This window comes from Marinobacter sp. RI1, from assembly GCF_041155085.1.
Classification (GTDB): domain Bacteria; phylum Pseudomonadota; class Gammaproteobacteria; order Pseudomonadales; family Oleiphilaceae; genus Marinobacter; species Marinobacter nauticus.
The window spans coordinates 17,582-41,774 of the sequence record NZ_AP031605.1 but is presented as its reverse complement, the minus strand read 5'-3'; the positions used below and the strand labels follow the sequence as shown (position 1 = coordinate 41,774).

Below are 24,193 nucleotides of genomic sequence, written 5' to 3'. Positions count from 1 at the left end.
AGACGCTAGAGCCCGGTTTCCCGCCCCTGGGCCAGGCGAATCAGGTTGTTGCGGTGACGCACCACAATCAGCAGGGTCAGCAGTCCGAACAGGGGCAGGGTTTCCGGTTCCAGCAGGGCGCTGATGAGTGGGCCGCTGGTGATCGCCACCAGAGAGGCCACGGCTGAAATGCGCCAGCGCCACATCACGCCCAGCCACAAGCCTGCCATGATGGCGGTGGTGAGCGGCGCCAGTGCCAACCCTGCCCCGAGGGCCGTGGCAACACCTTTGCCCCCTTTGAACCGATAGAATGCCGGGATCATGTGTCCGGTCACCGCGCAAAGGGCAATCATGGCCTGCACCAGAATGGACATGCCAAGGCTTTGACCGAGCCAGACGGGCAACCAGCCCTTGAACGCATCCAGCACCAGGGTTGCCAGCGCGGGTTGCCAGCCACCTGCCCGGTACACATTGGTGGCTCCGGGGTTGCCGGAACCCAGGGCGCGAGGATCTGGCAGTTTCCAGAGGCGGCACACTGGTATCGCGAACAGCACGGAACCCGCCAGATAAGCGCTGGCGCAAAGCAAGACAATCGCAACGGGTTGGCTAAAGACGTCCATGGCGTAACCGCTGTACAGAGACTGGGCCCTGTGTTCTGTGAGAAAATGCCGCCCGCATCAAGGCAGGCTGGTTGTCCGTCACAGTATCGTCTGCCTGTGTAATATTCAATCAGCCATCAGTGGAAGGCTCGGGAGACCGGTTTGGCAAATGGCAAATGGGACACAGTCCTGATCGAAGGACTGGCGGTGGAAACCGTGATCGGGGTGTACGATTGGGAACGCGAAGTCACACAGCGGCTACTGGTGGATCTGGAACTGGCGTGGGATAACTCGGTGCCCGGCGCCAGTGACGATGTTGCCGATGCACTTGATTACGCCGCCGTTAGCGAGCGGGTCAGTCAGTGCCTGAAAACGCTGCAGCCGGAGTTGCTGGAGCGGGCCGCAGAGGAAGTTGCCCGTTTGCTGCAGAGCGAGTTTGGCGTGCGTTGGCTGAGGCTGACGTTGAGCAAGCCCGGTGCTGTGCCGGCCGCACGCTCGGTGGGCGTGAGAATTGAGCGGGGGGCACGGGCATGAAACGTGTATACATCAGTATCGGCAGTAATATTGAACGCTATCGCCATGTCAGCGCGGCGCTGGATGCTCTGGCCGGTTGGTTTGGAGAATTGGCCATTTCTCCGGTTTACGAGAGCGAATCGGTCGGCTTCGATGGCTCGGATTTTCTGAACCTGGTGGTGGGTGTGGATACCGATATGTCGGTAGGAGAGCTTTCCCGGCGCTTCAAAAAACTTGAGGCAGACAACGGCCGCAAAGCTTCGGCGCCCAAGTTCAGTCCAAGGACTCTGGATCTGGATATTCTCACCTGGGGCGATGCGACCGGCACCCTTGATGGGGTTGAACTGCCCCGGGCTGAAATCCTAAAAAACGCATTTGTCCTGAGGCCGCTGGCCGATATTGCTCCGGACGAATTGCACCCTGTGTGTGGAGAGAGCTATCGCAGCCTCTGGCAGTCTTACCAGAAGGACCAGAAGCTCTGGCCCGTCGATTTCACCTGGCAGGGGCGTCAGATCTCAAGTTCCGGAGCGGTCGCGGAATAACCGGATCAGGTTGTCGGTGGCGCTGTCTCCAGCGCTGCCATCTTCACTCTCGCTCAGCAGTTTCGGAAGAATTTCGTTGCCAATCTGTTTGCCCAGCTCCACGCCCCATTGATCAAAGCAATCAATATCCCAGATCACGCTCTGCACGAAGGTGCGGTGTTCATAAAGTGCAATCAGTGCCCCCAGGGTGTGCGGAGTCAGGCGTTCCATCAGCAGGATGTTGCAGGGCCGGTTACCGGGAATGGCCTTGTGTGGGGCCAGTTGGCGGGCGGCATCACCATCAAGACCGCCGGCCAGCAGTTCCTGTTCGGCCTCTGCTTCCGTCTTTCCGGCCATCATGGCCCGTGCCTGAGACAGACAATTGGCAAACAGAGCAGCATGGTGGCTGGCCACCGGATTGTGGGACCTCAGGGGAATGATGAAGTCGGCAGGAATCAGCCGGGTACCCTGATGAATCAGTTGGTGATAGGCGTGCTGGCCGTTAGCGCCCACGCCGCCCCAGAGCACGGGCCCGGTAGGGTAATCCACGCTGATGCCATTCTGGGTTACGCGCTTGCCGTTACTCTCCATATCCAGCTGCTGAAGGTGCTCCGGCAGGTATTTCAGGTATTCGTCATAGGGCAGTACCGCATGGCTCTCGGCGCCCCAGAAATTGTTGTACCACACGCTGAGCATGGCCATGATTACCGGCAGGTTTTCCCGCTCGGGCGCTTCCCTGAAATGGGTGTCCATGGCATGTGCACCGGCGAGTAGCTCCCGGAATGCCGCCATGCCAAGCGTTAACGCAATCGGCAGGCCGATGGCGGACCAGAGGGAATAACGACCACCTACCCAATCCCACATGGGAAAGGTGTTGGCGGGTTCGATGCCGAACCGGGCCGCTTCTTCGACGTTGGCCGTGACTGCCATGAAATGCTGGGAGACCGAGGCTGCGTTGCCACCATTATCGAGAAACCATTGCCGGGCGAGCAGGCTGTTCTCCAGGGTTTCCTGGGTACGGAAGGATTTTGACTGCACCAGAAACAGCGTGGTGTCCGGATTCAGGCATGCCAGGGTTTCGGTAATGTCGGTGCCATCGATGTTGGCGACAAAGTGACAGTTAATGGAGCCCTGCCAGTACGGGCGTAGCGCCTCGACGGCCAGCTTCGGCCCGAGAAACGAGCCTCCGATGCCAATACTGACAACGTCGGTAAAACGGGCGCCGGAGTGGCCGGTGCGTTCACCACTGTGAATGCTTTCAACCAGCGCTTCCATCTTCCCCAGTGTGCGATGGATTTCGGGAATGACGTTGTCGCCGTTCACCCGAACCTCGCCCTGTTCACCCTCACGAAGGGCGGTGTGCAGGGCGGGGCGTTGTTCCGTGAGGTTCACCAGACCGCCCCGGAACAAGGCCGTACGACGTTCCTCCAGACCACAGGCCCGGGTCAGGTTGAGCAGAGCCTCCAGCACTTCGTCCGTCAGCCGGTTGCGGGAGAAATCCAGCGACAGGCCGGCACCCTCTACCAGGTAACGCTGGGCACGGCCCGGATCCTGCTGAAACAGCTCCCGCATGGGTAGATGTTCGAGCCGGGCTTTGGCGTCGTTGAGAGCTTGCCATTCTGCTCGGCTGGTGAGCGCAGGGTGTTTCTCAGGCATCAGGGGGTCCCTTCCGTTGTCTGGGGGTGAGGCTCCATAGTGAGGTTTCAGCGCGTGATCGAGAGGTTATCAATCAAACGGGTGGTACCCAGGAACGCTGCGACCAGTAGTGTGAGCTCGCGGTCATCCTTGCTGGCGGGCTTCAGGGTCAGGCTGTTGACGATGTTGAAGTAGTCCGGCCTGAGCCCTGCCTCAGACAGTGCATCGCGTGCCTCCTGCTCGAGGATACTGTAGTCGGTGCGTCCTTGTGCCAACTGGTCAGCGGTATGACGGAGTGTCCGGAACACCACCGGAGCGATGCCCCGCTCCTGCTCGGACAGATAGCCGTTACGGGAGCTTTTCGCCAGGCCATCGTCTTCCCGCACCGTCGGCGCGCCAATCACTTCCACCGGAATCATCAGATCCCGGGCAAGTTTGCGTATCACCGCCAACTGCTGAAAATCCTTTTCGCCAAACACGGCAATGTCGGGCTGAACCATGTTGAACAACATGGTAACCACGGTGGCCACGCCTTCAAAGTGGCCCGGCCGGCTGGCGCCACAGTGGCCCTCGCTGACTTCGGGAACCACCACCTTGGTCTGATTGGCGAGCCCTTCCGGGTAGATCTCTTCAACGCCCGGGGCAAAGACCAGAGTATTGCCCGCTGCCGCCAGCTTTTCCTGGTCTTCAACCAGGGTTCGCGGGTAGGTGTCCAGGTCTTCATTGGCGCCGAACTGCATCGGGTTCACGAAAATACTGGTGACGACGATATCGGAGGCCTCGGCCGCCTTGCGCACCAGCGAGATATGGCCCTCGTGCAGGTTGCCCATGGTGGGTACCAGACCGATGGTCTTACCCTGCTGGCGATAGCCCCGCAGAATCGTGCGCAGTTCTTTGAGTGAGTGTACGGTTCTCATGCCTTGAACGTATGCTCCTCGGCTGGGAAAGTGCGTGCTTTGACGGCTTGGGCATAAGCCGCAATGGCTTCCGGGATGGAGTCGGTCTCGGCGAGGAAGTTCTTCACGAAACGGGGTTTGCGGCCGGTGGTGACGCCCAGCATGTCGTGCAGTACCAGTACCTGGCCATCGGTATCCGAGCCTGCTCCGATGCCGATGACCGGCGCCTTCACGGCCTGGGTGATACGAGCGGCGAGCGGGGCCGGTACACACTCCAGAAGGATGAGATCGGCACCGGCGGCTTCCAGTTCGCAAGCATGCTCAATCATGGCCTCGGCGGCCTTCTCATCACGTCCCTGTACCTTGTAGCCGCCGAACTTGTTGACGAACTGTGGCGTCAGGCCCAGGTGGGCACAAACAGGCACACCACGTTCACTCAGGGCTTCGATGGTGTCCTTCATCCAGTCGGTGCCTTCCAGCTTGACCATGTGGGCGCCGGCGCGCATCAGCTCCGCAGCATTGTCCAGTGCATCGGCAACGGTACCGTAGGACATGAACGGCATATCGGCCATGATCAGGGCGCCTTTGTTACCGCGGGCGACACAGCTGGTGTGATACACCATCTGATCCATGGTGACCGGGAGCGTACTGTCGTGGCCTTGCAGCACCATACCAAGAGAGTCGCCAATCAGGATGACATCAACGCCAGCCTCGCTGACAACCTGAGCAAAGGTTGCATCATAGGAGGTCAGTGCAGAGAAGGCTTCGCCTTTTTGCTTGTATTCCCGCAGGGTATTGATGGTAACTGCCATAGAATCCTTGCCTTTTGGGTGGATGGGCCAGTTTTGGACCGGGGTCGACCGGTGCTCAGAGCGTTAATGTAAATCCCGGGTATATCAGACACAAGAGTAGCATGGTCTTCCTCACCTGGATGCCATAAGGAACCTGGTCAGGGGTGCGCCTGGGCTGGCAGCTTGCGCAGCTGGTTGTCCGGGCAATCTCGGCGTAGTTCCGCAACGGTGGTGCCGTCCGGCAGTGCCAGTTCCGGGGCCAGGTCCAGCAGGGGTTGCAGGACGAAATCACGGTTGGCCAGTTCCGCGTGGGGAACGGTCAGGCGCGCGTCGTTGAGGGTTGTCTGACCAAACAGCAGCAGATCCAGATCCAGGGTGCGTGGTCCCCAGTGCCTCAGCCGCTCACGGCCGTGGGCCTGTTCAATAGCTTGCAGGCAATCCAGCAGTTCGTGGGCAGAAAGATCGGTACGCAGATGAACGGCACCGTTAACGAAATCTGGTTGATCCTGCGGGCCGACGGGGCGGCTGGCATAGAACGGAGATTGCGCGACCAGTGTGGATTTGGGTAAGCCCGCGAGTTCCGACACGGCTCTTGCCAGTTGGGCTGCAGGCTGTTCCAGATTGCTGCCCAGCCCAATATAGGCATCGACTGTCATGGCTGGGGCGGTTTTCTTGCAGGTTTGCGCTTGCGACGGCGCTTTTTCGGACCACCGGAGCCCAGCTCGGAAAGCATTTTTTCCTGCGCACGCTCATCCGCCTGCTGGAATTCCGTCCACCATTGCCCGAGGCCCGGCTCAATTTCGCCCGCGGCTTCCCGCACCAGCAGAAAATCGTAGGCCGCCCGGAAGCGCGGATGGGTCATGGTACCGAACGCACGTTTGCCCTGGCGACGGGGTAGCCGCATCTGCAGTTCCCAGATTTCTTTCATGGGGCCCGAGAAACGTTTCGGTATTGCGGTTGCCTGCACCTGGCGCCCGATCACCTTGCCGATGGCGCCGTGCAGCGCGGGCTGAACCGGATCGCCATTGTCCTGGCGCCTGCGCCATTCCACCTGCAGAGCCGGCCAGAGCATGGCCGCAAACAGGAAATACGGGGTCACTGATTTGCCCTGGGCAATCCGGGCATCGGTGTTGCGAAGGGCTTGCAGTATCAGTTCATCGGGTTCGCCGGCATCCAGTGCCCGGGCGGTCTCCGGGAACAGTGGGGCCAGCAGCCCATAATCCTGAAGCAGGCGATAGGTTGCCTCGCCGTGGCCGGCGGAGAACAGTTTGAGGACTTCATCGAACAGCCGGGCCGGAGGGATGTGCGCCAAGAGCGGGGCCAGCTCCCGAATGGGGGCCTCTGTTTCCGGTTCAATGTCGAAATCGAGTTTGGCCGCAAAACGAATGGCGCGCAGCATTCTCACGGGATCTTCCCGATAGCGGGTTTCCGGGTCGCCAATCAGGCGGATCTGACGGTTTTTCAGATCCTGCACACCGTTGGCAAAGTCGATAATGGAGAAATCCCGGATGCAGTAATACAACGCATTGATGGTGAAGTCGCGCCGCAGTGCGTCTTCTTCCTGATTGCCATAGACATTATCCCGCAGTAACAGACCATGTTCACTGGTCTTGTGCTCGTCGTCGGCCAGGTCGTCATCGGTATCCCGGGCATTACCACGAAAGGTGGTTACTTCGATGATTTCCCGCCCAAACACCACGTGCACAATGCGAAAGCGGCGACCAATCAGGCGGGAGTTCCGGAACAGGTCGTGAACTTCTTCGGGTGTTGCGTTGGTGGCTATGTCGAAGTCTTTGGGTTGTCCGCCAAGGAGAATGTCGCGAACGCCACCGCCCACCAGATAGGCCTCGTAGCCGGACTTGTTCAGACGGTGCAGTACCTTCTTGGCCGGTTCACTGATCATGGAGCGGGAGACGTTGTGCTGATCCCGCGGGATCTCCTGCCGCTGGTAGTGGCGGGCTTTCTTCTTCCCGTTGCCGGGAATGAAGGAGCGTAGTTTTTCAACAAGTCGTTTAGGCATGGAATTCCGTGTTTGCGAAGCGCAAAAACGGGGATTTTAACGGTTTGCGCAGGAATTGCACATGTTTGACGGAAATGCCAGTGAATAAAGTGGTCATGGAGGCCTGTTGAGGGAAGGCTGTTTTTGGCAGTCCGGAAAATCAAAAGGCGGATCCGTTTTCACGAATCCGCCCTGAAAGCGTTGACGATCTGCATTGTTTTTGTTGTTGCCGGGATTCTTTTTGATTCTTTTACCCCACTGTGTTGTCCCCAAGATAAGGACCTTAAGCAATGCAAACGGAAAGCTTTGAATACATAGAGCGGCCAGGAACACGGTGCGGGTTATGGGAGTATCTGCAGTGTCGCCTGGAAGACGATTCTTCTCTACATCTACAACTCGCACGTGTCGTGGGACCCCTAAAAAGCATAGTACCCAAAACACTCAGTTCGCTTGCACCCTGTTCTTGTTTTTGTTGCCGGGCGCTCGTGCAGCTATTTGTTTTTGTTTTGGCGCTGCGTTGTCACTTTTGTTTTTGTTGTTGTGCGCTTATTAGAGTGCAGTGGTCGTGCCAGTTTTTGAAAAGTCTTGTTAAACAAGGGGTTGTGAAAATGAGGTGTGTAAGTGTTACCCCGTATCTCCTGAAAGTGTTACCTGGGTCTCATGATCTGGACAGGAAGTGTTACCGAGAGGAACAGGTGGTAACAACTGATTCTAGGTTCATTCTTTGGGTCAGGCTTTTTTGCGGGGAATGCCCAGGCGTTGCCGACGCTCCCAAAGTGACTTCCGGCTGATGCCCAGCTTCTGTGCCAGCTCGGTCTCGCTCATCCGGTCCTGATTTTCAAGCACAAAGTGTTGGAAGTAATCCTCCAGCGACAGATCGTTGGACGAATCGACATCCCTTGCAGGGGTTTGTTCATTATTGCCCTCAACCAGTGTTTCCGGGATGTATTCGTCGGCGGAGTCGCTGTCCAGGTCCAGTACCGCCGGGGTAATGACATCGCCATCGGTCAGGATTGAGGCCCGTTCGATGGCGTTTTCCAGTTCCCGGACGTTACCGGGCCAGCGGTAGCGTTCCAGGGCCTGCATGGCCTCCGGGCTCAGAGACAGCTCCGGACGGCCAAGCTTGCTGGCCTGGCGTTTCAGGAACCGGCGGGCCAGGCCCAGAATGTCGGCACGACGCTCCCGCAGGGGGGGGATGCGGATCTGCATCACGTTCAGCCGGTAGTAAAGGTCTTCCCGGAACTCGCCGGTTCTGGTCATGGCTTTCAGGTTTCGGTGGGTTGCGGCGATCATCCGCACGTCCACGGTCCGGCTCTGGGTGGAGCCCACTTTGCGAATCTCGCTTTCCTGCAACACCCGCAGCAATCGGGCCTGGGCTTCGGCAGGTAGTTCGCCGATTTCATCCAGGAACAGACTGCCGCCGTCTGCCGCTTCAATCAGCCCGGTGCGGGCCGAGACGGCGCCGGTAAAGGCGCCTTTCTCGTGGCCAAACAGTTCCGATTCGATCAGGCTTTCGGGAATGGCAGCGCAGTTTACGGAGATGAGCGGTTTGCGGGCTCGCGGGCTGAGCAGGTGCAGAGCCCGTGCCGCCAGTTCCTTACCGGTACCGGATTCGCCCTGGATAAGCACTGTGGTCTCGGTGGGGGCGACTTTGCGAATCAGGGTGAACACCTTCTGCATGGGCTCACACTGGCCAAACATGATCTCGGATGGGTCCGAGTCGGGCCCGCTCGTGCTGGCGGCATCACCAGAACCGGTTGTTTCATCGGAAGCCGAAGACTTGCGTGCCAGAATATTCTCTACAGCCGCGAGCATTTCGTCATGGTCGAAGGGTTTGGCAATGTAGTCCACGGCGCCCATCTTCATGGAGTCAACCGCGGACCGCAAACTGGCATAACTGGTCATGATCAGTACCGGCGTGTTGGGGGCGCGGTTGATCATTTCCGTACCGGCGGCGCCTGGCAGGCGCAGATCGGTGATGACCAGGTCGAAGCTGTCCGGGTCGAGGCCCTCGGCTTCTTCCACCGAGACAGCATCTGTCACCTCATAGCCGGCGTGCTGGAGAAGTTTGCGAACCGCCGAGCGGATAATGTCTTCGTCTTCAACAATCAGAATACGGGGCATAGGGTGTTCACGACCTTTCGTTCGGGCTGCTGTAACCGCTGTCGGTATCAGGCTCGTAGGCAGGCAGGCGGAGTCTCACGCAGGTGCCCAGGCCGGTTTCCGGATTGGCCGGGCTTTCCACCTGAATGTTGCCATAGTGCTCTTCAATGATGCTGTACACCAGTGACAGGCCAAGTCCGGTTCCTTTGTTGGGGGCCTTGGTGGTGTAAAACGGTTCGAAAATATGATCCAGCTGGTCTGCCGGTATGCCGGAGCCTTCGTCAATGACCTCGATGATAGCGGAGTAGCCGTCGGCCTTTCCAGCAACCCGGATGGTACCGCCGTCTGGGGAGGCGTCCCGGGCGTTGGCCAGCAGGTTGATGAATACCTGCACCAGCCGTTGTTCATCTCCCAGCACCTGCAGGCTGGCGGGGCACTCGTTCAGAAAGCTGATGCCGAGCCCCTTGTCACTGAGCGACAGCAGGTTGATGGATTCATCAATGCAGCGGTGCAGGCTGACCGGCTCATAACGGTTGGCGTGGGCGTGGTTGCCGGTACGTGCGAAGTTCATCAGCGACTGCAGGATGGTGGATATGCGTCGGGTTTGCTGCTGGATCTGGTCTGCGGTTTCCAGAATGGAGGGATCATCGGTTTCCAGTTTCAGGTTCTGGGCCAGAGACGAGATGCCGGTGACGGGATTACCGATTTCGTGAGCGACGCCGGCCGCGAGGCGCCCCACGGAGGCCAGTCGTTCGCTGTGCATCAATTCATCTTCCAGCAGGCGGGTTTCGGTCTGGTCTTCCACCAGGATGATCGAGCCGCCTTCGGTGTGATCCGGGCCGCTTAGCGCCGCCTTGTGCAGGTTCAGCCAATGTGGCTTGCCGCGAAGATCCAACCTGTGCTTGTAGCGGTGCAGGTCGTCGCCTCGATTGAAATCGTCCAGCAGGGCGTGCCAGTGCTCCGGCAGTGCCAGCAGCTTGGCCCCGACCACTTCCTCGGCGGAAATGTTGGTGAGGCTCTCCATGGCATGATTCCACATCAGAATTTCGCCGTCTTCACCCACTGAACAGGCGGGGATGGGCAGGTTTTGCAGGGTCTGCCGGTAGTGGCGGCGAAGGTTGTCCAGTTCGCCGGCCAGGCCAGTGAGCTGATTCTGGTAATCGCCCAGCGCTCGCTCCACATAGCGAATATCCTGTCCGGTACCTCCATGGGTCAGCGGTTTGAAGCCCAGGTGGCGCTTGACGATGTCCCGTGCGACCGAAGGCCCCAACAGGCCAGACAGGTTGATTTCCACTTGATCCCGCAACCGCCGCAACTGGTAAGGCCGGAACTCGACATTGGGGAGCTTGAGCTGGTTCAGGGCCCGCTCCACTTCCCGGCGGGCGACCCGGATGCCCAGTGGCTCGGCCAGTTGCTGCACGAATTCGTTGGAGGATGCCGCCAGCAGTTCCCGCCGCTGCGGCCGGGACAGGGCGCCTAGCGAGCACGCCTGAGCGGCACTGGTTTCCTCCGGTGATGCCGGGCTGAGAATTGAGACCAGCGCGAACACACTGATGTTGGCGGTCAGGCTGACGAAGGTGAACAGGTGCCAGTTGTCGTAGCCGGGCGTAACCGGCAACTCAAGCCAGGACAGGATGTCTGCCGCCACCGAGAACGGCAACACCAAGGTGATCAACCAGATGAACAGGCCGGTAAACAGGCCGGCAATCAGGCCACGGCGGTTGCCTTCCGGCCAGTAGATAACGCCAAGCGCGCCCGGCAGCAGCTGCAGTGTGCCGGAGAGCGAGATGGCGCCCAGAATAGACAGGTCCAGGTGCTGGCCAATGGTTTCATGGAACAGCAGGGCCAGAAACAGGATGACGGCAATCAGTAGGCGTTTGACCCACTGCAGCCAGCGATAGATGTCACCTTGATCCCGGGGCGTCTTGAGCGGCAGAACAACGTGGTTAAGCACCATGCCGGACAGGGCCAGGGTACTGACGATCATCAGTCCGCTGGCGGCGGAAAGCCCGGCAATGTACATGGCCATGGTCAGGACGGGGCTCTCCAGGGCCTGGGCTACGCCGATACTGAAAAAGGCCGGCGGAGCGTCAACCGACAGCGCCTGGCCACCCCAGACAATCAGCGGCACCGGCAGGCCGACCAGCAGCAGGTACAGTGGCAATCCCCAGCTGGCCTTCGCGAGGGCACGGGGGGACGGGTTCTCACTGAAAGTCATGTGGTACATGTGGGGGAGCACCAGGGCCGCGGCGAACGACATCAGCAGCAGTGCCCGCCAGCTTCCGTCATTAATTGCCATGGTCATGGTGGCTTCCGGATGTGAAGTTTCCGCCAACCAGGCCTCAAGCCCATTGGTACCACCGAAAACCGAGAACAGGATAACGCCGCCTAAAACCAGGAGGGCAACCACTTTCACCAGGGAGTCGAAGGCGATGGCCAGTACCAGCCCCTGATGGTTGCCGGAGGCCTGATGGCGACGGGCACCAAACAGCATGGTGAACAGCACCACGATCAGGCTAAACATGACGCTGATAACTTTCGGCGGCGCATCCGGGGCGAGCAGGCTGGCGGAAACCGAGACTGCCTGAATCTGCATGCTCAGCAAGGCCAGAATGGCTGCAGCCGAACACAGGGTGACCAGGGTGCCCGCCCACTGGCTGCGGTAACGATAGGCGAAAAGATCGGCCAGCGACGTCAGCTGGTAGGCGCGGCCTATGCGGAGAATCGGGTTGAGCAAAACCGGTGCCAGCAGGAAGGCGCCGCTGATGCCCAGGTAATAGGCCAGGAAGCCGTAGCCGGAGTCCGCCGCCATACCAATGGCGCCGTAGACGGCCCAGATGCCGGCATAAACCCCAAGGCTAAGGGTATAGATCAGTGGGTGGCGAACCCAGCGGCGCAATAACGTGCCCCGTTCGGTGCCCCAGGCAATGCCGAACAGAACGATCAGATAAAACAGGCTGGCCAGGAGCAGGCCGGTGGCGCTAAAACTCATTGGGATCCCGCCGCCATTCCAGCCAGAAACCGATAGCAATCAGCCCACCCCAGATCACGAAGGGGCTGTACCAGGCATTCTCCGGCGATGTCCACCAATCCAGGATATTGGGCGAAAAAATGTAGATAGCCAGTACCAGCAGAAATACCAGGCGGTAGATATACATCGGGTTATCGGTCCGAAGGCGAAAGTGTCCCGCCGGTTATACCACGGGCCTGCCCGGATGTCAGGGGAATGGCGCTCCGTTGCCAGTGGGCCTCGGCCCAATTGAGAACTTCTTCAACCGTGGCACGAGCGAGTGTCGGCTCCGGTTGCTGCCCCATGGCCTGAAGTGCCAGAAAGAGATTGCGGGCAGGGTGATCGTCATCCAGGGCCGGAGCGTGGGTCTGCTTGCTGAGTTTCTGGCCTTGTTCATTGACGATTACCGGAATGTGCAGCCAGTGGGGTGGCTCGGCACCCAGGGCCCGGAAGACCTGTTGTTGCTGCGCGGTCATGTCGAGCAGGTCAGAGCCGCGAACCACATGAGTGATGCCCTGGTCGATATCGTCGACAACGACTGCCAGCTGATAGGCGTAGAAACCTTCCTTGCGCAGAATGACCGGATCGTCCAGTTCGGCCTGCACCATCTGTACCTGGGGGCCAAGCAGATCGTCCTGCCAGTGACTTGCTTCATCTTCGAGGGCAAAGCGAACGGCGTATGGGCCATCCCCGGGGCTGGTGTCACCTCGCCGGCACCGATTGGGATGGTAGCCGTGGTTGTCTTTGAGTTGTTTGCGTGAGCACCGGCAGCGATAGGCTTTGTCCTGCGCCAGCAGAGTTTCGATGGTGCGCTGGTAGGCGTCATGGCGCCGGGACTGAAAGCGGACGGGCTCGTCGGGGAAAAGGCCGTGGCATTCCAGTGAGTGCAGTATCTGGCCGGTGGCTTCCGGGGGTTCCCTTAGTGGGTCAAGGTCTTCGATGCGAACCAGCCAGTCACCGCGGGCATGCTTTGCTTCCAGCCAGCTGGCCAAAGCCGTTACCAGGGAACCAAAGTGCAGTGGGCCGGTGGGGGAAGGGGCAAACCGCCCGCGATAACGTGAAGTCGCCATAGGCGTAGAAGGGCCGGCGGAGGACACGCCGCCGGCCCGGGGAAGCGTCAGATGCCGGTCTGGCGTTCGCGAATCTCAGCCAGGGTCTTGCAATCGATGCACAGAGTGGCCGTCGGACGGGCCTCCAGACGACGAATGCCGATTTCCACACCACACTGGTCGCAGAAACCGTAGTCGTCCTTGTCGATACGATCGATAGTCTGGTCGATTTTCTTGATCAGCTTCCGCTCGCGGTCGCGGGTGCGTAGTTCCAGGCTGAACTCTTCTTCCTGGGTTGCGCGATCGCTGGGATCCGCGTAGTTTGCTGCGTCTTCCTGCATGTGGTGCATGGTGCGGTCGACTTCTTCCATCAGCTCCTGCTTCCATTGCAGCAGCAGATCTTTGAAGTGCTGGAGCATTTCCGCACTCATGTATTCTTCACCCTTCTTCATTTCATAAGGGGTGAAGTTGGTAAAACGTTCGCGTGGTTGTTCTGCAGTGTTTGCCATTGAACCCGGCCTCTTGTTTGTACTTCACAAGAACGCTTTGCTTCCCTCCGCGCCAGTGTGGCTGCGCGGTTTTACCCTGGATAGCATTCGTCCTGAAACGGGAATTTGCGGAAAATAGCAGATAAGTCACAGGGGTGCCAGCCTTGTGACACGTACTTTTTGCGGAGAGCACATGAAGTTTCCTGAACCTTTGGTAGAAGGGCGGCTGATTCGCCGCTACAAACGCTTCCTGGCGGACGTGCAATTGCCGGATGGCTCCGAGGTAACTGCCCACTGTCCCAACACCGGTTCCATGCTTGGGTGCCAGCCGGAAAATGCCCGGGTGTGGTTGAGCCGGAGTGACAATCCCAAGCGTAAGCTCCAGTACACCTGGGAGTTGGTGGAGACGGAGCCGGGGGTGCTTGCCTGCGTCAATACGGCCCGCCCCAACGCTCAGGCCCGCGCCGCTATCGAAGCCGGTGTGGTTCAGAGCCTGGCCGGCTACGCTTTTTGCCGGGCCGAGGTGCGTTACGGTTCGGAGAAAAGCCGGATCGATCTGTTGTTGTCGGGCCATGATCACGATCCCGATGCCTGGGTGGAGGTAAAAAACGTTACCCTGGCCGAGGGCGGGGAAGGCTATTTCCCGGACGCCGTCACCGAGCGTGGCCAGAAACATCTGAGGGAGCTAATGGCTCAGGTTCAGAACGGAGACCGGGCAGTGCTGTTTTTTGTGGTGAACCACACCGGAATCGAGCAGGTCCGGCCTGCGGATCATATCGATGCCCGCTATGGTCAGCTGCTTCGAGAAGCTTGCGAAGCCGGGGTAGAGGTGATTGCCTATCGGGCCGCACTGGCCGGTGAAGATGGCAACCCCTCGGGGCGCCTGGAACTGGTTGAGGAAGTGCCGGTCAGTCTGGAACCCTGACCTGCACCTCACCCTCTTCAAGGCGAATGTCCAGGGTGGAGAGTGCATCGCCCTGGCAAGGGCCCGCAATGCACTCACCGGTACCGGGTTTGAACAGGGCACCGTGGGTGGAACACTGGATAAACAGATTGTCGCTGTCCATGAATCGGCCCGGCATCCAGTTCAGCTCAATGCCCAGGTGAGGGCACAGGTTGAGGTAGGCTCGGGGTGTGGTGCCATCCAGAAAGGCAAAACCGGTGAGGGGCATGCCGGCCGGTTCTTTCGCTTTCTCTTTCAGGCGAAATTCCAGGAACTGGCCGGGAACAAGCTCACTCGCCGCCGCGACGGTTTGCCAGTTGGCTGCGTGGGCACTCATTTGGGCAGGATGGCGTAACGCATACGGGTGCCGTGGTTGAGTGACATCACGATTTCGTCGGCTTCCAGGCGGTGCGGGAAATAGCAGCCGGATATCTTGGCGCTGGCAATGCTGGCTCCTTCCATTCTCGATTTCGAGAAATCGATGCCGCGGAGGTCGGCGCCGCGGAAGTAGCCATGGCGGAAGTCCAGGCCCTTTGCGTCCATGCCACGCAGGTCCAGTCCGCGGAAATCGCCATGGGCGAAGCTCGGAAGCTCGCTCAGTTTGGCTTTCTCGGCATTAAAGGCGTCCATATCCTCGCTACGGAGCAGGTCGTACAGGGGGTGGTCTATATGCTGGAGATCGCTTTCCTGAATATCGTCCATCTTGCACCTCGCACGGACAGCAGGGTTTGTTTTTAGTGTCAGTATAGTGCGCCCTGCCAAAATGGCAGGGCAGCTCGGATCAGGCCGGCCCGGCCATGCCCAGATGCTGGCGGATGCGATCAGCAACCGCCTCGGCAACGTGCTCATCCTCGGTGTGCAGGTGCACCGTGTGGGTTTTCTCCTCAGTGGTCAGCGGCTCAAACCAGCTTTGCTGAGCATCCAGCAACTCTTCCGTTGCCTCCGAGGCATCACCTTTGCGTTTGCGCACCCACTCTCGGCGCAGAGCTTCCGGCGCCTCGCAATGCAGCAGAGCGAAGGGGACCCCCTGATTTTCGGCCACACCGGCAAACTGAGCCCGCTCCTTCTCTTTCAGGCAGGCCGCATCGACAATGACAGACAGCCCTGAAGCCAGCAGCTCTCCGGCCAGCTCTGCCAGATGCGCGTAGGTTTTTTCGGTTGCTTCCGGGCTGTAAAGATCGGTACCCAGGCCCGATTTGCTGTCGTCCAGGGGCCCCAGACCGTGCAGGCGCTTGCGCTCTACGTCAGAGCGCAGCCGGATTAGCCCGAGTTCCTCCGCCATGGCGGCACTCACGCAGGTCTTGCCGCTGGCGGAAAGGCCGGTGGTGGCCAGCAGGTAATGATTCGGTATGGCGCCGTAATCCTCCGCCAGTTGGGCGTAGCTCCGGTAACGCTGCATCAGGTCGGTTTTCTCGGCCTCGCTCAGGTTCGGGTTGCCCAGGGTGAACAGGGCGATTTTGGCCCGCACCATGGCGCGGTACGCCTTGTACAGGGGGAGCAAGGCCAGGCCTTCAAAATCACCGCGGTATTCCAGGTAGGTGTTCAGCACCCGGTTCGCCAGCGCCGGTTCCTGGCGGGATTCCAGGTCCATAAGCAGGAAAGCCAGATCATTCATCACGTCGATCCAGCGGAACGGCTCGTTGAACTCGATGCAGTCAAACACCGTCACCTGATCATTGAACACGGTAATGTTGGCCAGGTGCAGGTCGCCATGACATTCGCGCACCAGCCCGTTTTCCCGTCTGTGGGCGATTAAGTCCCGGCAGCGTTCGAAGGTGGTGCGGGTCCAGTCTTCCAGGTTGTCCAGCTGCGCCAGTAACCCGGCATCATCCAGCATGGGGCGGATCTGGTCGAAGTTTTCCTGCATGGCGGCATACACCGCCTCCGGGGTGCCCAGGGGCTTTTCATCGGCGACCGGTGGCAGGCTTTTGTGAAAGTCTGCAACCTGGCGGGCAAGATTGGTGAGCAGTTCTGCAGGCAGGTCGTCGCGTTCCTGGCGCACATCAAACAGCTGGCTCTGATCGAACTGGCGCATGCGAATGGCGTACTCGAAAGGGGTGCCGTCACCGCCCAAGCGAGGTTGCTCCGGGGTACCGGTAATAGGCACCACCTCCAGATACAGTTCGGCCGCCAGACGGCTGTTCAGGCGCAGCTCTTCCTCGCAGAAGCGTTTGCGGCGTTCCAGGGTGGAGAAATCCAGGAACCCGAAATCCATGGGTTTCTTGATCTTGTAGGCAAAGTCACCGGTGAGCAGAACCTGTGAGATATGGGTCTCAATCACGCGGAAATCCTTAACCGGATGATCGTAGAGTTCCGGGTTCTGCAGTGCCTTGATCAGTGTATCCGGGCCGTTGGCGCTCACGTTGTGCTCCTGGAATCCTTGAAGTTGTTGATTTTTCGTTTTTTGGAGGGCTCCACTATAACGGGCAGATTACAGAAATAACACACACCAGACCTGCCGATAGCGGTGCCCCCTTCGATATAATCCTGCCATGAGTAAAAAAACGCCTCCCCGCAAGAAAAAAACCGAATCCAGTCCTCGCCGCAAACGCTCCGGTCTCTGGCGCTTGCTGTTTCGCGCAGCTGCCCTGTGCCTTGTGCTGCTGGCGGGATGGATGGTCTATCTCGATGCCGTAGTGACCTCTCGCTTCGAAGGACGTCGCTTTGAAGTGCCCTCCCGGGTGTACGCCCGGCCCCTGGAACTCTACGACGGTGCCGGTATCAGCGCCGCCGCGCTGGTCCGTGAACTGGAGCTTGCAGGCTATCGCTCGGGCGACGGTCGTCGGCCCGGAACCTGGCAGCGAAATGGCGACCGTTTTGTCATCAGCACCCGGGGTTTTTCTTTCCCGGATGGCAAGGAGCCCAGACGGCGTCTGTCACTGGTGGTTCGTGGTGATCGGGTAGATTCGTTTTCCGTGATGGAGGGTGACAGCTCTCCGATTGTTCGGCTGGAGCCGGCTCAGATTGGCGGAATATACCCCTCCCATCGGGAGGATCGGATTCTGGTGGAGCTGGATGAGGTGCCCGAGTCCATGATTGCCGGTCTGATGGCTGTGGAGGACCGGCAGTTCTACGAGCATTTCGGCATCGCGCCACTCTCCATTGCGCGGGCGATGGTGGCGAACATCAAGGCCGGTCGAATAGTTCAGGGCGGCAGTACACTGACCCAGCAACTGGTGAAGAACTTTTTCCTGACCCGGGAGCAAACCCTTCTGCGCAAGGGCAACGAAGCCCTGATGTCGGTATTGCTGGAGTTGCATTATGACAAGGACGACATCCTCGAAACCTACCTGAATGAAGTTTATCTGGGCCAGGCAGGCACTCGCAGCATTCATGGTGTTGGCCTGGCCAGCCAGTTTTTCTTCGGCGAGTCGCTGAAGGATATTGATGTCCACCAGATTGCCCTGCTGATTGGCATGGTCAAAGGCCCCAGTTATTACAATCCGCGCCGGCACCCGGAACGGGCCAGGGCGCGGCGTAACCTGGTGCTGGACGAGATGGCTGAGGCCGGGGTTATTTCCGGGCAAGAGGCCAGGGAGGCGAGTGCAAGGCCTCTCGGCCTCAGCGCAAAACCGTCCTATACCGATAATCGCTACCCGGCCTATATCGACCTGGTACGCCGACACCTGGCGCGGGACTACCGGGAGGAAGACCTGCAGAGCGAGGGCCTGAGAATATTCACCACCCTGAATCCGGAAGTTCAGCAGGCCGCTGAGAAGGCGGCAACCGATACCTTGCCTCGCCTGGCGTCGGGTGAGGTGGCCGAGGCGCTGGAAGCGGCGGTGGTTGTCACCGCTAAGGATACCGGCGAGGTGTTGGCGCTGGTGGGGGGCAAAGACCCCCGCTTTGCCGGTTTTAACCGGGCAGTTGACGCCCGGAGGCCTATCGGTTCGCTGGTGAAGCCGTTTATCTACCTGACGGCGCTGTCTCAGCCGGAGCGCTACACCTTGATTTCGCCGGTTCAGGATAAGGCCTTCACCCTCGAGTTTGACGATGGTCGGCGCTGGCAGCCGCAGAACTATGATGGCAAGGAGCGTGGCCTGGTGCCCTTGCATGAAGCTCTGTCCCGTTCGTACAACCTGCCGGCCGTGCGTGTAGGGCTGGATGTGGGCATACCGGCGGTGCAGGAGACGCTGAGGGCCTTTGGGGTGACCACGCCTATTTCGGATTATCCGTCGATGCTTCTGGGTTCCATTTCCCTGTCGCCGGTGGATGTCGCGCAGCTGTATCAGGGTCTGGCAACCTCCGGTTTCAATACGCCCCTGCGTACCATTCGGGAAGTCACCGATGCCGCGAATGAGCCTTTGTCCCGGTATAGCCTGAAAGTGGATCAGGTGGCCGATCCTGCCGCGGTGCATCTGGTGCAGTATGTTATGCAGGAAACCATGCAGGAAGGCACGGGCCGGTCAGCCTACTACCGGTTACCGGATTCCCTGACACTGGCGGGCAAGACCGGTACTACTGACGATGGCCGTGATTCCTGGTTCGCCGGTTTCAGCGGCGACCTGCTGGCGGTCGCCTGGGTCGGCCGTGATGATAACGGCCCGACCGCGTTGAGTGGGGCTTCCGGCGCCTTGCCGGTCTGGTCTGCCACCATGGCGCAGATTCCCCAGCACGGTTTCTCACCGGTGATGCCCGATGGCGTTCAGTATCACTGGGTGAACCCTGGCGAACAGGCGCTGACCGGCGAAAACTGCGACAATGCCCGGCTGATTCCGTTTATCGCCGGCAGCGAGCCGGAACAGCACACAGGCTGCAACGGCAGTCTTGGCCGGCAAATTCGAGGTTGGTTTGAAGGATTGTTTCAATGAATAAACAAGTGATTATACGGTCAGCCTGTCTGGCCCTGTTTGTCGGCCTGGCCGGTGGTTGCGCCACCGGGCCGGGTGGCGGCTCTATCTATGTGCCCGTGGGGGGCGATGACCGCCGTTCGGCGCCGGAACCACCACGCACCAATATTCCTGATGAACAGGACGAACAGGTATGGCGCAAGAGTGAGCAACCGACGGTCACTGAGCCGGACTCGCCGAGCACCCGGGCGCCCAGCTACAGCGAATCCGGTGACCAGTTGCCGGCCGCCGCGCTCACGTTGGTGCGTGATGCTGACCAGCGCCTTCGGCAGGGTGATTCCGCCGGCGCCATCGCCCGACTGGAACGTGCCCAGCGCATTGCGCCAAGATCTTCCGAAGTCTATTTCAAGTTGGCCGAGGCTTACGTTGCCGGGGACAATCTGGGGGCTGCGGAGCAGTTTACTCTGAAGGGACTCTCGTTGGCGGGCAACGATGAACGCATGCAGCGTTCTGGCTGGTTGCTGCTGGCGGATATCCGCCGGGCTCGCGGTAACGTGGCGGGGGCCGATCAGGCTGAGGCCAGGGCCGCGGCGCTGTAACCCGGGTTGACGGAATGAATGTTCAGAGACCGTCCCTGGTCTCTGAACGCCACAGCAAAATCAGGGCTGTGGTATGGGGTCTGCCACGGTTGTTTCACCGGCAACAACGGAGACGTTCTGTTGCCCATCAAACTCCAGAGCGTCATCGGTCTCGTTGTTGTCCAGCTGGCAGCTGTAGGCGATGGTGTACTGGCCTTCGGTCAGGAATGCTGCGGTCCACTCATAGAGAGATCCGGATTCCTGAGCGGTGACCGGAACCACCATCAACGGGTTGGTGCCATCGCGAGTGACGTTCAGGTCAATCGGTTCGACATCAGCGCCTTCGTAAACGTAGACCGCACCGTCGTACTCGCAATCCGCCAAAGTGTCTTCTACGTCGTCAGTGCCTCTTGTTTGGGCAATCGTTGCGTAATCAACGGTCCCCTCAATGGCGCCAACCTCCAGGTTGTCCACGAGTCGAAGCACGGGTTTGAGCATGTAGTCGGCCAGGGCCTGCCCCTGTGGGTCGACAATGGATTTGCGCACATCAAAATCGATGGTGAAGTTGTTGCTGGAATCAGCCGCCACCACGAAGTCGCCTTTCAGCTTCAGTCCACTCTGCTCACCTGAGGGAACGGCAAGGGTGAACTGGCTGTCGCCATTGCTTTCTTTGGTCACGTAGGAGTTGTCGGTGTCGATAATCAGCCGGATTTCGTTATAGACCCCGGCCGGCACTTCCTCGTTGGTGATCAGTGGCTCGGTTACGCCGCCTTGCAGCGTGAGCAGGTCAACCACACCGGTTTCATCAAGGTTGAACTCCAGCCAGTCACCGTCGGCCGGCTTGAGCCGGATGGCATTGAACGCGATGTTGACGCTGGACAGCTCCATGGTCGGGGCGTCGGTCAGTCCAACGGAGACCGAGCCGGTCTCACCCGATGATGAGGAGCCGCCGCTACCACCGCATGCCACCAGTGCGCTGGCCAGCGCAGAAACGACAAATACTCTGCTCATTTGCTTCATAAAACCCTCCGGTTTTTTTGGTCCAGTTCTGGCCTGGTCGTTGGGTGCCAGTCAGAACCCAACGCAGAGGGTTTGAAAAAGGTTCCGATTGCTGCATTAACATTCGGCCATAAATCCGTCATTATCGCCTGAAGTGCACACAGGGCGGGCGTAAGATAGACTGCCCTCTTCCAGAATTTCGATCAGGCAGTTGGTCTTTGGCAATTTTCCCTTTCCGCCCGTCCGCACAGAAACGTTTCCATCGGTTGGTTCAGCCCCACCTCGAGGGGATGTATGCGTTTGCCTACCGTTTGACCGGAACCCGTCAGGACGCTGAGGATCTGGTGCAGGATGTGGTCGTCAAACTGTATCCCCGATTATCCGAACTGGAGACGGTGGAACAGCTTCGACCCTGGCTGAACCGTGTGCTTTATCGTCAGTTTGTGGATTCGATTCGCCGCAGGGGGCGCCGTGCCGACCGGGCAGCCAGTGAACTCATGGAGGCGGACCACCAGGCGGATTGGTTCGATGCGCTGGAATCTGATGATGCCACGCCAGAACTTGTCTTCGATCAGTCGCGCCTCGGCTTCATGCTGGACGAGGCTATGGACCGGCTTTCGCCAGATCAGAGAACCTTGCTGCTTCTGCATGATGTTGACGGCTGGCGACAGGAGGATGTGGCCGAGGTACTGGGTGTTGCGGTTGGTACCGTGAAGTCGCGATTACATCGCAGCCGCGCCACGTTGAGAAAATACCTGCAGCAGCGCATGGAACCGGGAAGCGACGTCCGGCGTGTTGAGGAGTGAGGTGATGACCATGTCCTGTCCAAGCATTCGATCACAATTACCTGATTATGTCAGGGCGACACTCTCCGAGAATGAGGCGGCAGTGGTGCGTGAGCATTTGCAACGTTGCCCGCGGTGCCGGCGTCGTTGTGATATGGAAGAAGTGTTGATGTCCCGGATGGCGGCGCAGTTTGATGTGCCTCCGCCGGCCCCGGATTTTGAATCGCGGGTGTTTGGGGAGTTGTCTTCCGGTTCGGGCCGGCGTGTACACATGGCGTGGGGTGGTGCGGTGGCGGCAGCACTGGCATTGGGGTTGTTCATCGGGCAGTTCGGACTGTGGCAGCCTGATGAGGCTGGTCATGAGGCTGTCGCTGTGGCGGAGGTGGTGGACACCCCCGTTGTCGCGCCGGTGGAGAGAAGCGTACGCCTTGCATTCACGGCGGGAGAGCCCCTGGATGACGTTACCCTTACCTTGAATCTGCCGCCTCATGTGGAAATCGCAGGCTTGCCCGGGCAGCACCAGGTGCGCTGGCAGGTGAGCCTGGAACAGGGTGACAATGTGCTGGCATTACCCCTGCGGATTATGTTCCCCGGGGACGGCGAGCTTGTTGCCGAGCTGGATGCTGAAGGCCGGCAGAAAGTTTTTCGGGCCACCATACCCGATTACCCGGGGGCGAGCCGGCATGCCCCTGTGGATGTTAAGGAGCCTGCAACATGAGTGGTTATAACGGATCCCTTGGCTTCGCAACCGCTGGCCTTATACTTGCCCTGATGTCCGCGCCGGCGTTTGGCCGGGACGATCTTGATGTCACCATGCGGCTGGTTGGTGAGAATGAGGACGTAACGGAATCGGTTGCCCGTGAAATTCGGTTACCGGAGCTACCGGCACTGGAGCGTCGTTCCTCCGGGCTTGGACGTGGCGATGGTGAGCCGCCGGGCCAGCAAATTCGAGAGCAGGCCCGTGAAAAAGGGCGGGATTTTGGTCAGTCCATGTCAGAGCGTGCCCGCGACGTTCGTGAAAACCGGCCGGAGCGGCCTGGTTCCGACAAGCGCCCCGATATTGATCCTGGCAAAAAGCCGGAACTCCCGCCTCAATCCTCGAAGCCGTAACTCAAAGCTTGTGGTAACCTCGGTTTCCGTCAACGGTTTTCTATTTATTGACTGAACCCGGGGTTGTTCTTGCGTCTCCTCTTCATCTTTTTGTTTCTTCTCGGTCAGCCCCTGTCGGCCCAATCCGCTTTCTCTGATGGGGCAAGCGAAGCTCTGGCCCAAGGCGTGGTCCAGTTTCAGCAAGGCAACCTTGGTCAGGCCCGGGAAAGTTTCCAGTTGGCTGCAGAGCTGGGCGTTCAGTCTCCCTCACTGCATTATAATCTGGGCGTGGTCTGTTATCGGCTGGAGGATTATCCGGCTGCCCGGCAGTGGTTTTCCCGTTTACTGGACAGCGACGATCGCGCCTTGGCCACGTACAACCTGGGCCTGGTCGCCCTTGCTGATGATCGGCCAGGGGAAGCCCGTAAATGGTTTGAGGAGAGCCTTGCGGCATCACCACCGGAATCTGTCCAGCGTCTTGCCGAGCAGCAGTTGGCAAAACTCGACGGCCTGGCACTTCTTCAGGGCGAGCGCCGAGTGGATGCCTACGGCTATTTGTCCCTCGGCGCAGGTTACGACAGCAATCTCTCGGCAACTCCTGAAGACTCCGCCAGTAATCAGGGAAGTGCGCTTGGCGAAGTGATAGCCGCCGGTTCGGTTGACTATGCATTGGATGCCCACCGTTGGCTCTCGCTGGATCTGATCGCGTTTGCCCGACACTATGCCGAGGACGGCGATTACGATCAGCAGTTGTTACAGGCGCGCTTCGGTGTCATGCGTGCCTGGGGGCTTTGGGCGGTTGGTATTCGGCCCGTGGTGTCGCGTTCGTGGCTTGACGGAGATAGTCTGGAAACCCGCTGGGGTGCTGAGTTTCTGGCCCGGTCTGCCGAGTGTTCACCTGCCGAAGATCTGAGGTGTGACGTGGCGTTTGCCGTGGAGCAGGTGAATGGTGGTGACGGCTACCAGGCCTACGATGGCCAGTGGTACCAGCTGAAGGCAGGGCTGGGTTATCCGTTTGGTGATCTGGACCTGGCAGGCGAGTACCGCCTGGAACTGAACAACCGGCAAGATCTGGACGTGCCCGAACGGTTTGTCAGCGTATCGCCCACAAGGCACGAGCTTATTCTGGAAGCGAATTATCAGCTGTCGCCGGGGTTGGCGCTGGCCGGTGAACTGTCGGTTCGCCACAGCCGCTATGGCAAGCCGCATCGCTGGGTTGAGTCGGGGATGTTGGTGGAGCGCAGGCGGGAAGACGTCCTGACCGGAGTAGGGCTGATGGCTGAGTATGATCTCACTGCGCGCTGGTTATTAAGGCCGCAATGGTTTTTCCGTAATCAGCAGAGTGAGCTCAACGAATACAATTATCGTCGGCATACGCTGTTGCTCTCCCTTGAGGGCGTATTCTAGCCCAGCGGCGGTTTGCCCC

25 protein-coding genes are annotated in these 24,193 nt (G+C 59.5%); 9 read left to right on the top strand and 16 right to left on the bottom strand.

What is annotated here, in order from left to right; translation table 11 throughout:
* Window positions 1-5 precede the first annotated feature (5 nt).
* Complete coding sequence (plsY, locus tag ACAM27_RS00210) at window positions 6-599, bottom strand: glycerol-3-phosphate 1-O-acyltransferase PlsY (RefSeq protein WP_014420447.1); 594 nt, start codon at window positions 597-599, stop codon at window positions 6-8.
* Between the two features lie 141 nt (window positions 600-740).
* Here plsY and folB point away from each other — a divergent pair, with 141 nt between their 5' ends.
* Together folB and folK (ACAM27_RS00200) are read left to right on the top strand one after the other, a co-directional pair.
* The gene (gene folB, locus ACAM27_RS00205) at window positions 741-1,112 is read left to right on the top strand and encodes a dihydroneopterin aldolase (protein WP_011784193.1); all 372 of its coding nucleotides are present in this window, start codon (window positions 741-743) and stop codon (window positions 1,110-1,112) included.
* Window positions 1,109-1,633 (top strand): 2-amino-4-hydroxy-6-hydroxymethyldihydropteridine diphosphokinase, encoded by a 525-nt coding sequence (gene folK, locus ACAM27_RS00200; protein ID WP_011784194.1) that lies wholly within the window; start codon window positions 1,109-1,111, stop codon window positions 1,631-1,633. Before folB ends, folK (ACAM27_RS00200) begins: the two co-directional genes overlap by 4 nt.
* On the opposite strand, the gene pgi is transcribed toward folK (ACAM27_RS00200), so the two are convergent.
* The 11 genes from pgi to dksA all read right to left on the bottom strand — a co-directional run bounded on the left by pgi (window position 1,607) and on the right by dksA (window position 13,604).
* The gene (pgi, locus tag ACAM27_RS00195) at window positions 1,607-3,268 is read right to left on the bottom strand and encodes a glucose-6-phosphate isomerase (RefSeq protein WP_369612384.1); all 1,662 of its coding nucleotides are present in this window, start codon (window positions 3,266-3,268) and stop codon (window positions 1,607-1,609) included. The two genes, folK (ACAM27_RS00200) and pgi, sit on opposite strands and share 27 nt — an antisense overlap.
* Window positions 3,269-3,315: 47 nt before the next feature.
* Window positions 3,316-4,164 (bottom strand): pantoate--beta-alanine ligase, encoded by an 849-nt coding sequence (gene panC / locus ACAM27_RS00190; protein ID WP_011784196.1) that lies wholly within the window; start codon window positions 4,162-4,164, stop codon window positions 3,316-3,318.
* Window positions 4,161-4,955 carry a 3-methyl-2-oxobutanoate hydroxymethyltransferase gene (gene panB, locus ACAM27_RS00185; RefSeq protein ID WP_011784197.1) on the bottom strand — a complete coding sequence of 265 codons (795 nt, stop codon included), beginning with the start codon at window positions 4,953-4,955 and terminating at the stop codon, window positions 4,161-4,163. Before panB ends, panC begins: the two co-directional genes overlap by 4 nt.
* A 137-nt stretch (window positions 4,956-5,092) precedes the next feature.
* Complete coding sequence (folK, locus tag ACAM27_RS00180; protein WP_011784198.1) at window positions 5,093-5,590, bottom strand: 2-amino-4-hydroxy-6-hydroxymethyldihydropteridine diphosphokinase; 498 nt, start codon at window positions 5,588-5,590, stop codon at window positions 5,093-5,095.
* Window positions 5,587-6,954 carry a polynucleotide adenylyltransferase PcnB gene (gene pcnB / locus ACAM27_RS00175; RefSeq protein ID WP_369612383.1) on the bottom strand — a complete coding sequence of 456 codons (1,368 nt, stop codon included), beginning with the start codon at window positions 6,952-6,954 and terminating at the stop codon, window positions 5,587-5,589. Before pcnB ends, folK (ACAM27_RS00180) begins: the two co-directional genes overlap by 4 nt.
* A gap of 93 nt (window positions 6,955-7,047) precedes the next feature.
* Entirely contained in the window at window positions 7,048-7,335 is a 288-nt protein-coding gene (locus tag ACAM27_RS00170; protein WP_141068050.1) for a hypothetical protein, read from the bottom strand.
* A gap of 327 nt (window positions 7,336-7,662) precedes the next feature.
* Window positions 7,663-9,057, bottom strand: coding sequence for a sigma-54-dependent transcriptional regulator (locus ACAM27_RS00165; protein WP_369612382.1), 1,395 nt, complete (start codon window positions 9,055-9,057; stop codon window positions 7,663-7,665).
* 7 nt (window positions 9,058-9,064) lie between these two features.
* Window positions 9,065-12,028 (bottom strand): ATP-binding protein, encoded by a 2,964-nt coding sequence (locus ACAM27_RS00160; RefSeq protein ID WP_369612381.1) that lies wholly within the window; start codon window positions 12,026-12,028, stop codon window positions 9,065-9,067.
* The gene (locus tag ACAM27_RS00155; RefSeq protein WP_011784202.1) at window positions 12,018-12,194 is read right to left on the bottom strand and encodes a hypothetical protein; all 177 of its coding nucleotides are present in this window, start codon (window positions 12,192-12,194) and stop codon (window positions 12,018-12,020) included. The genes ACAM27_RS00160 and ACAM27_RS00155 overlap by 11 nt, the downstream gene beginning before the upstream one ends.
* 4 nt (window positions 12,195-12,198) lie before the next feature.
* Window positions 12,199-13,116: a tRNA glutamyl-Q(34) synthetase GluQRS gene (gene gluQRS / locus ACAM27_RS00150; protein ID WP_369612380.1), complete on the bottom strand. Its 918-nt coding sequence runs from the start codon at window positions 13,114-13,116 to the stop codon at window positions 12,199-12,201.
* 47 nt (window positions 13,117-13,163) lie between these two features.
* Complete coding sequence (dksA, locus tag ACAM27_RS00145) at window positions 13,164-13,604, bottom strand: RNA polymerase-binding protein DksA (RefSeq protein WP_008940629.1); 441 nt, start codon at window positions 13,602-13,604, stop codon at window positions 13,164-13,166.
* A gap of 172 nt (window positions 13,605-13,776) precedes the next feature.
* On the opposite strand from dksA, the gene sfsA reads away from it, so the two are divergent.
* Entirely contained in the window at window positions 13,777-14,508 is a 732-nt protein-coding gene (gene sfsA, locus ACAM27_RS00140) for a DNA/RNA nuclease SfsA (protein WP_023008001.1), read from the top strand.
* Here sfsA and ACAM27_RS00135 read toward each other — a convergent pair.
* The 3 genes from ACAM27_RS00135 to ACAM27_RS00125 form a co-directional block, all read right to left on the bottom strand.
* The gene (locus tag ACAM27_RS00135; RefSeq protein ID WP_023008000.1) at window positions 14,492-14,863 is read right to left on the bottom strand and encodes a Rieske 2Fe-2S domain-containing protein; all 372 of its coding nucleotides are present in this window, start codon (window positions 14,861-14,863) and stop codon (window positions 14,492-14,494) included. The two genes, sfsA and ACAM27_RS00135, sit on opposite strands and share 17 nt — an antisense overlap.
* Window positions 14,860-15,228 carry a pentapeptide repeat-containing protein gene (locus tag ACAM27_RS00130; RefSeq protein ID WP_011784207.1) on the bottom strand — a complete coding sequence of 123 codons (369 nt, stop codon included), beginning with the start codon at window positions 15,226-15,228 and terminating at the stop codon, window positions 14,860-14,862. Before ACAM27_RS00130 ends, ACAM27_RS00135 begins: the two co-directional genes overlap by 4 nt.
* A 79-nt stretch (window positions 15,229-15,307) precedes the next feature.
* Complete coding sequence (locus ACAM27_RS00125) at window positions 15,308-16,888, bottom strand: bifunctional aminoglycoside phosphotransferase/ATP-binding protein (RefSeq protein WP_023007999.1); 1,581 nt, start codon at window positions 16,886-16,888, stop codon at window positions 15,308-15,310.
* A gap of 130 nt (window positions 16,889-17,018) precedes the next feature.
* Here ACAM27_RS00125 and mrcB point away from each other — a divergent pair, with 130 nt between their 5' ends.
* Together mrcB and ACAM27_RS00115 are read left to right on the top strand one after the other, a co-directional pair.
* Window positions 17,019-19,337, top strand: a complete 2,319-nt coding sequence (mrcB, locus tag ACAM27_RS00120) for a penicillin-binding protein 1B (protein ID WP_014420458.1) — start codon at window positions 17,019-17,021, stop codon at window positions 19,335-19,337.
* Entirely contained in the window at window positions 19,334-19,915 is a 582-nt protein-coding gene (locus ACAM27_RS00115; protein WP_014420459.1) for a tetratricopeptide repeat protein, read from the top strand. The genes mrcB and ACAM27_RS00115 overlap by 4 nt, the downstream gene beginning before the upstream one ends.
* Before the next feature lie 60 nt (window positions 19,916-19,975).
* Here the strand turns inward: ACAM27_RS00115 and ACAM27_RS00110 are convergent, their stop codons facing one another.
* A complete protein-coding gene (locus tag ACAM27_RS00110) occupies window positions 19,976-20,914 on the bottom strand; it encodes a DUF4382 domain-containing protein (RefSeq protein WP_369612379.1) in 939 nt (312 codons plus the stop codon).
* A gap of 197 nt (window positions 20,915-21,111) precedes the next feature.
* Between ACAM27_RS00110 and ACAM27_RS00105 the strand changes: the two genes are divergently transcribed.
* The 4 genes from ACAM27_RS00105 to ACAM27_RS00090 all read left to right on the top strand — a co-directional run bounded on the left by ACAM27_RS00105 (window position 21,112) and on the right by ACAM27_RS00090 (window position 24,174).
* Complete coding sequence (locus ACAM27_RS00105; RefSeq protein WP_081432057.1) at window positions 21,112-21,699, top strand: RNA polymerase sigma factor; 588 nt, start codon at window positions 21,112-21,114, stop codon at window positions 21,697-21,699.
* 4 nt (window positions 21,700-21,703) lie between these two features.
* Complete coding sequence (locus ACAM27_RS00100) at window positions 21,704-22,396, top strand: zf-HC2 domain-containing protein (protein ID WP_222534969.1); 693 nt, start codon at window positions 21,704-21,706, stop codon at window positions 22,394-22,396.
* Window positions 22,393-22,788, top strand: a complete 396-nt coding sequence (locus tag ACAM27_RS00095) for a hypothetical protein (RefSeq protein WP_014420462.1) — start codon at window positions 22,393-22,395, stop codon at window positions 22,786-22,788. Before ACAM27_RS00100 ends, ACAM27_RS00095 begins: the two co-directional genes overlap by 4 nt.
* Before the next feature lie 69 nt (window positions 22,789-22,857).
* A complete protein-coding gene (locus tag ACAM27_RS00090) occupies window positions 22,858-24,174 on the top strand; it encodes a tetratricopeptide repeat protein (protein WP_369612378.1) in 1,317 nt (438 codons plus the stop codon).
* The last annotated feature ends 19 nt before the right edge of the window (window positions 24,175-24,193 follow it).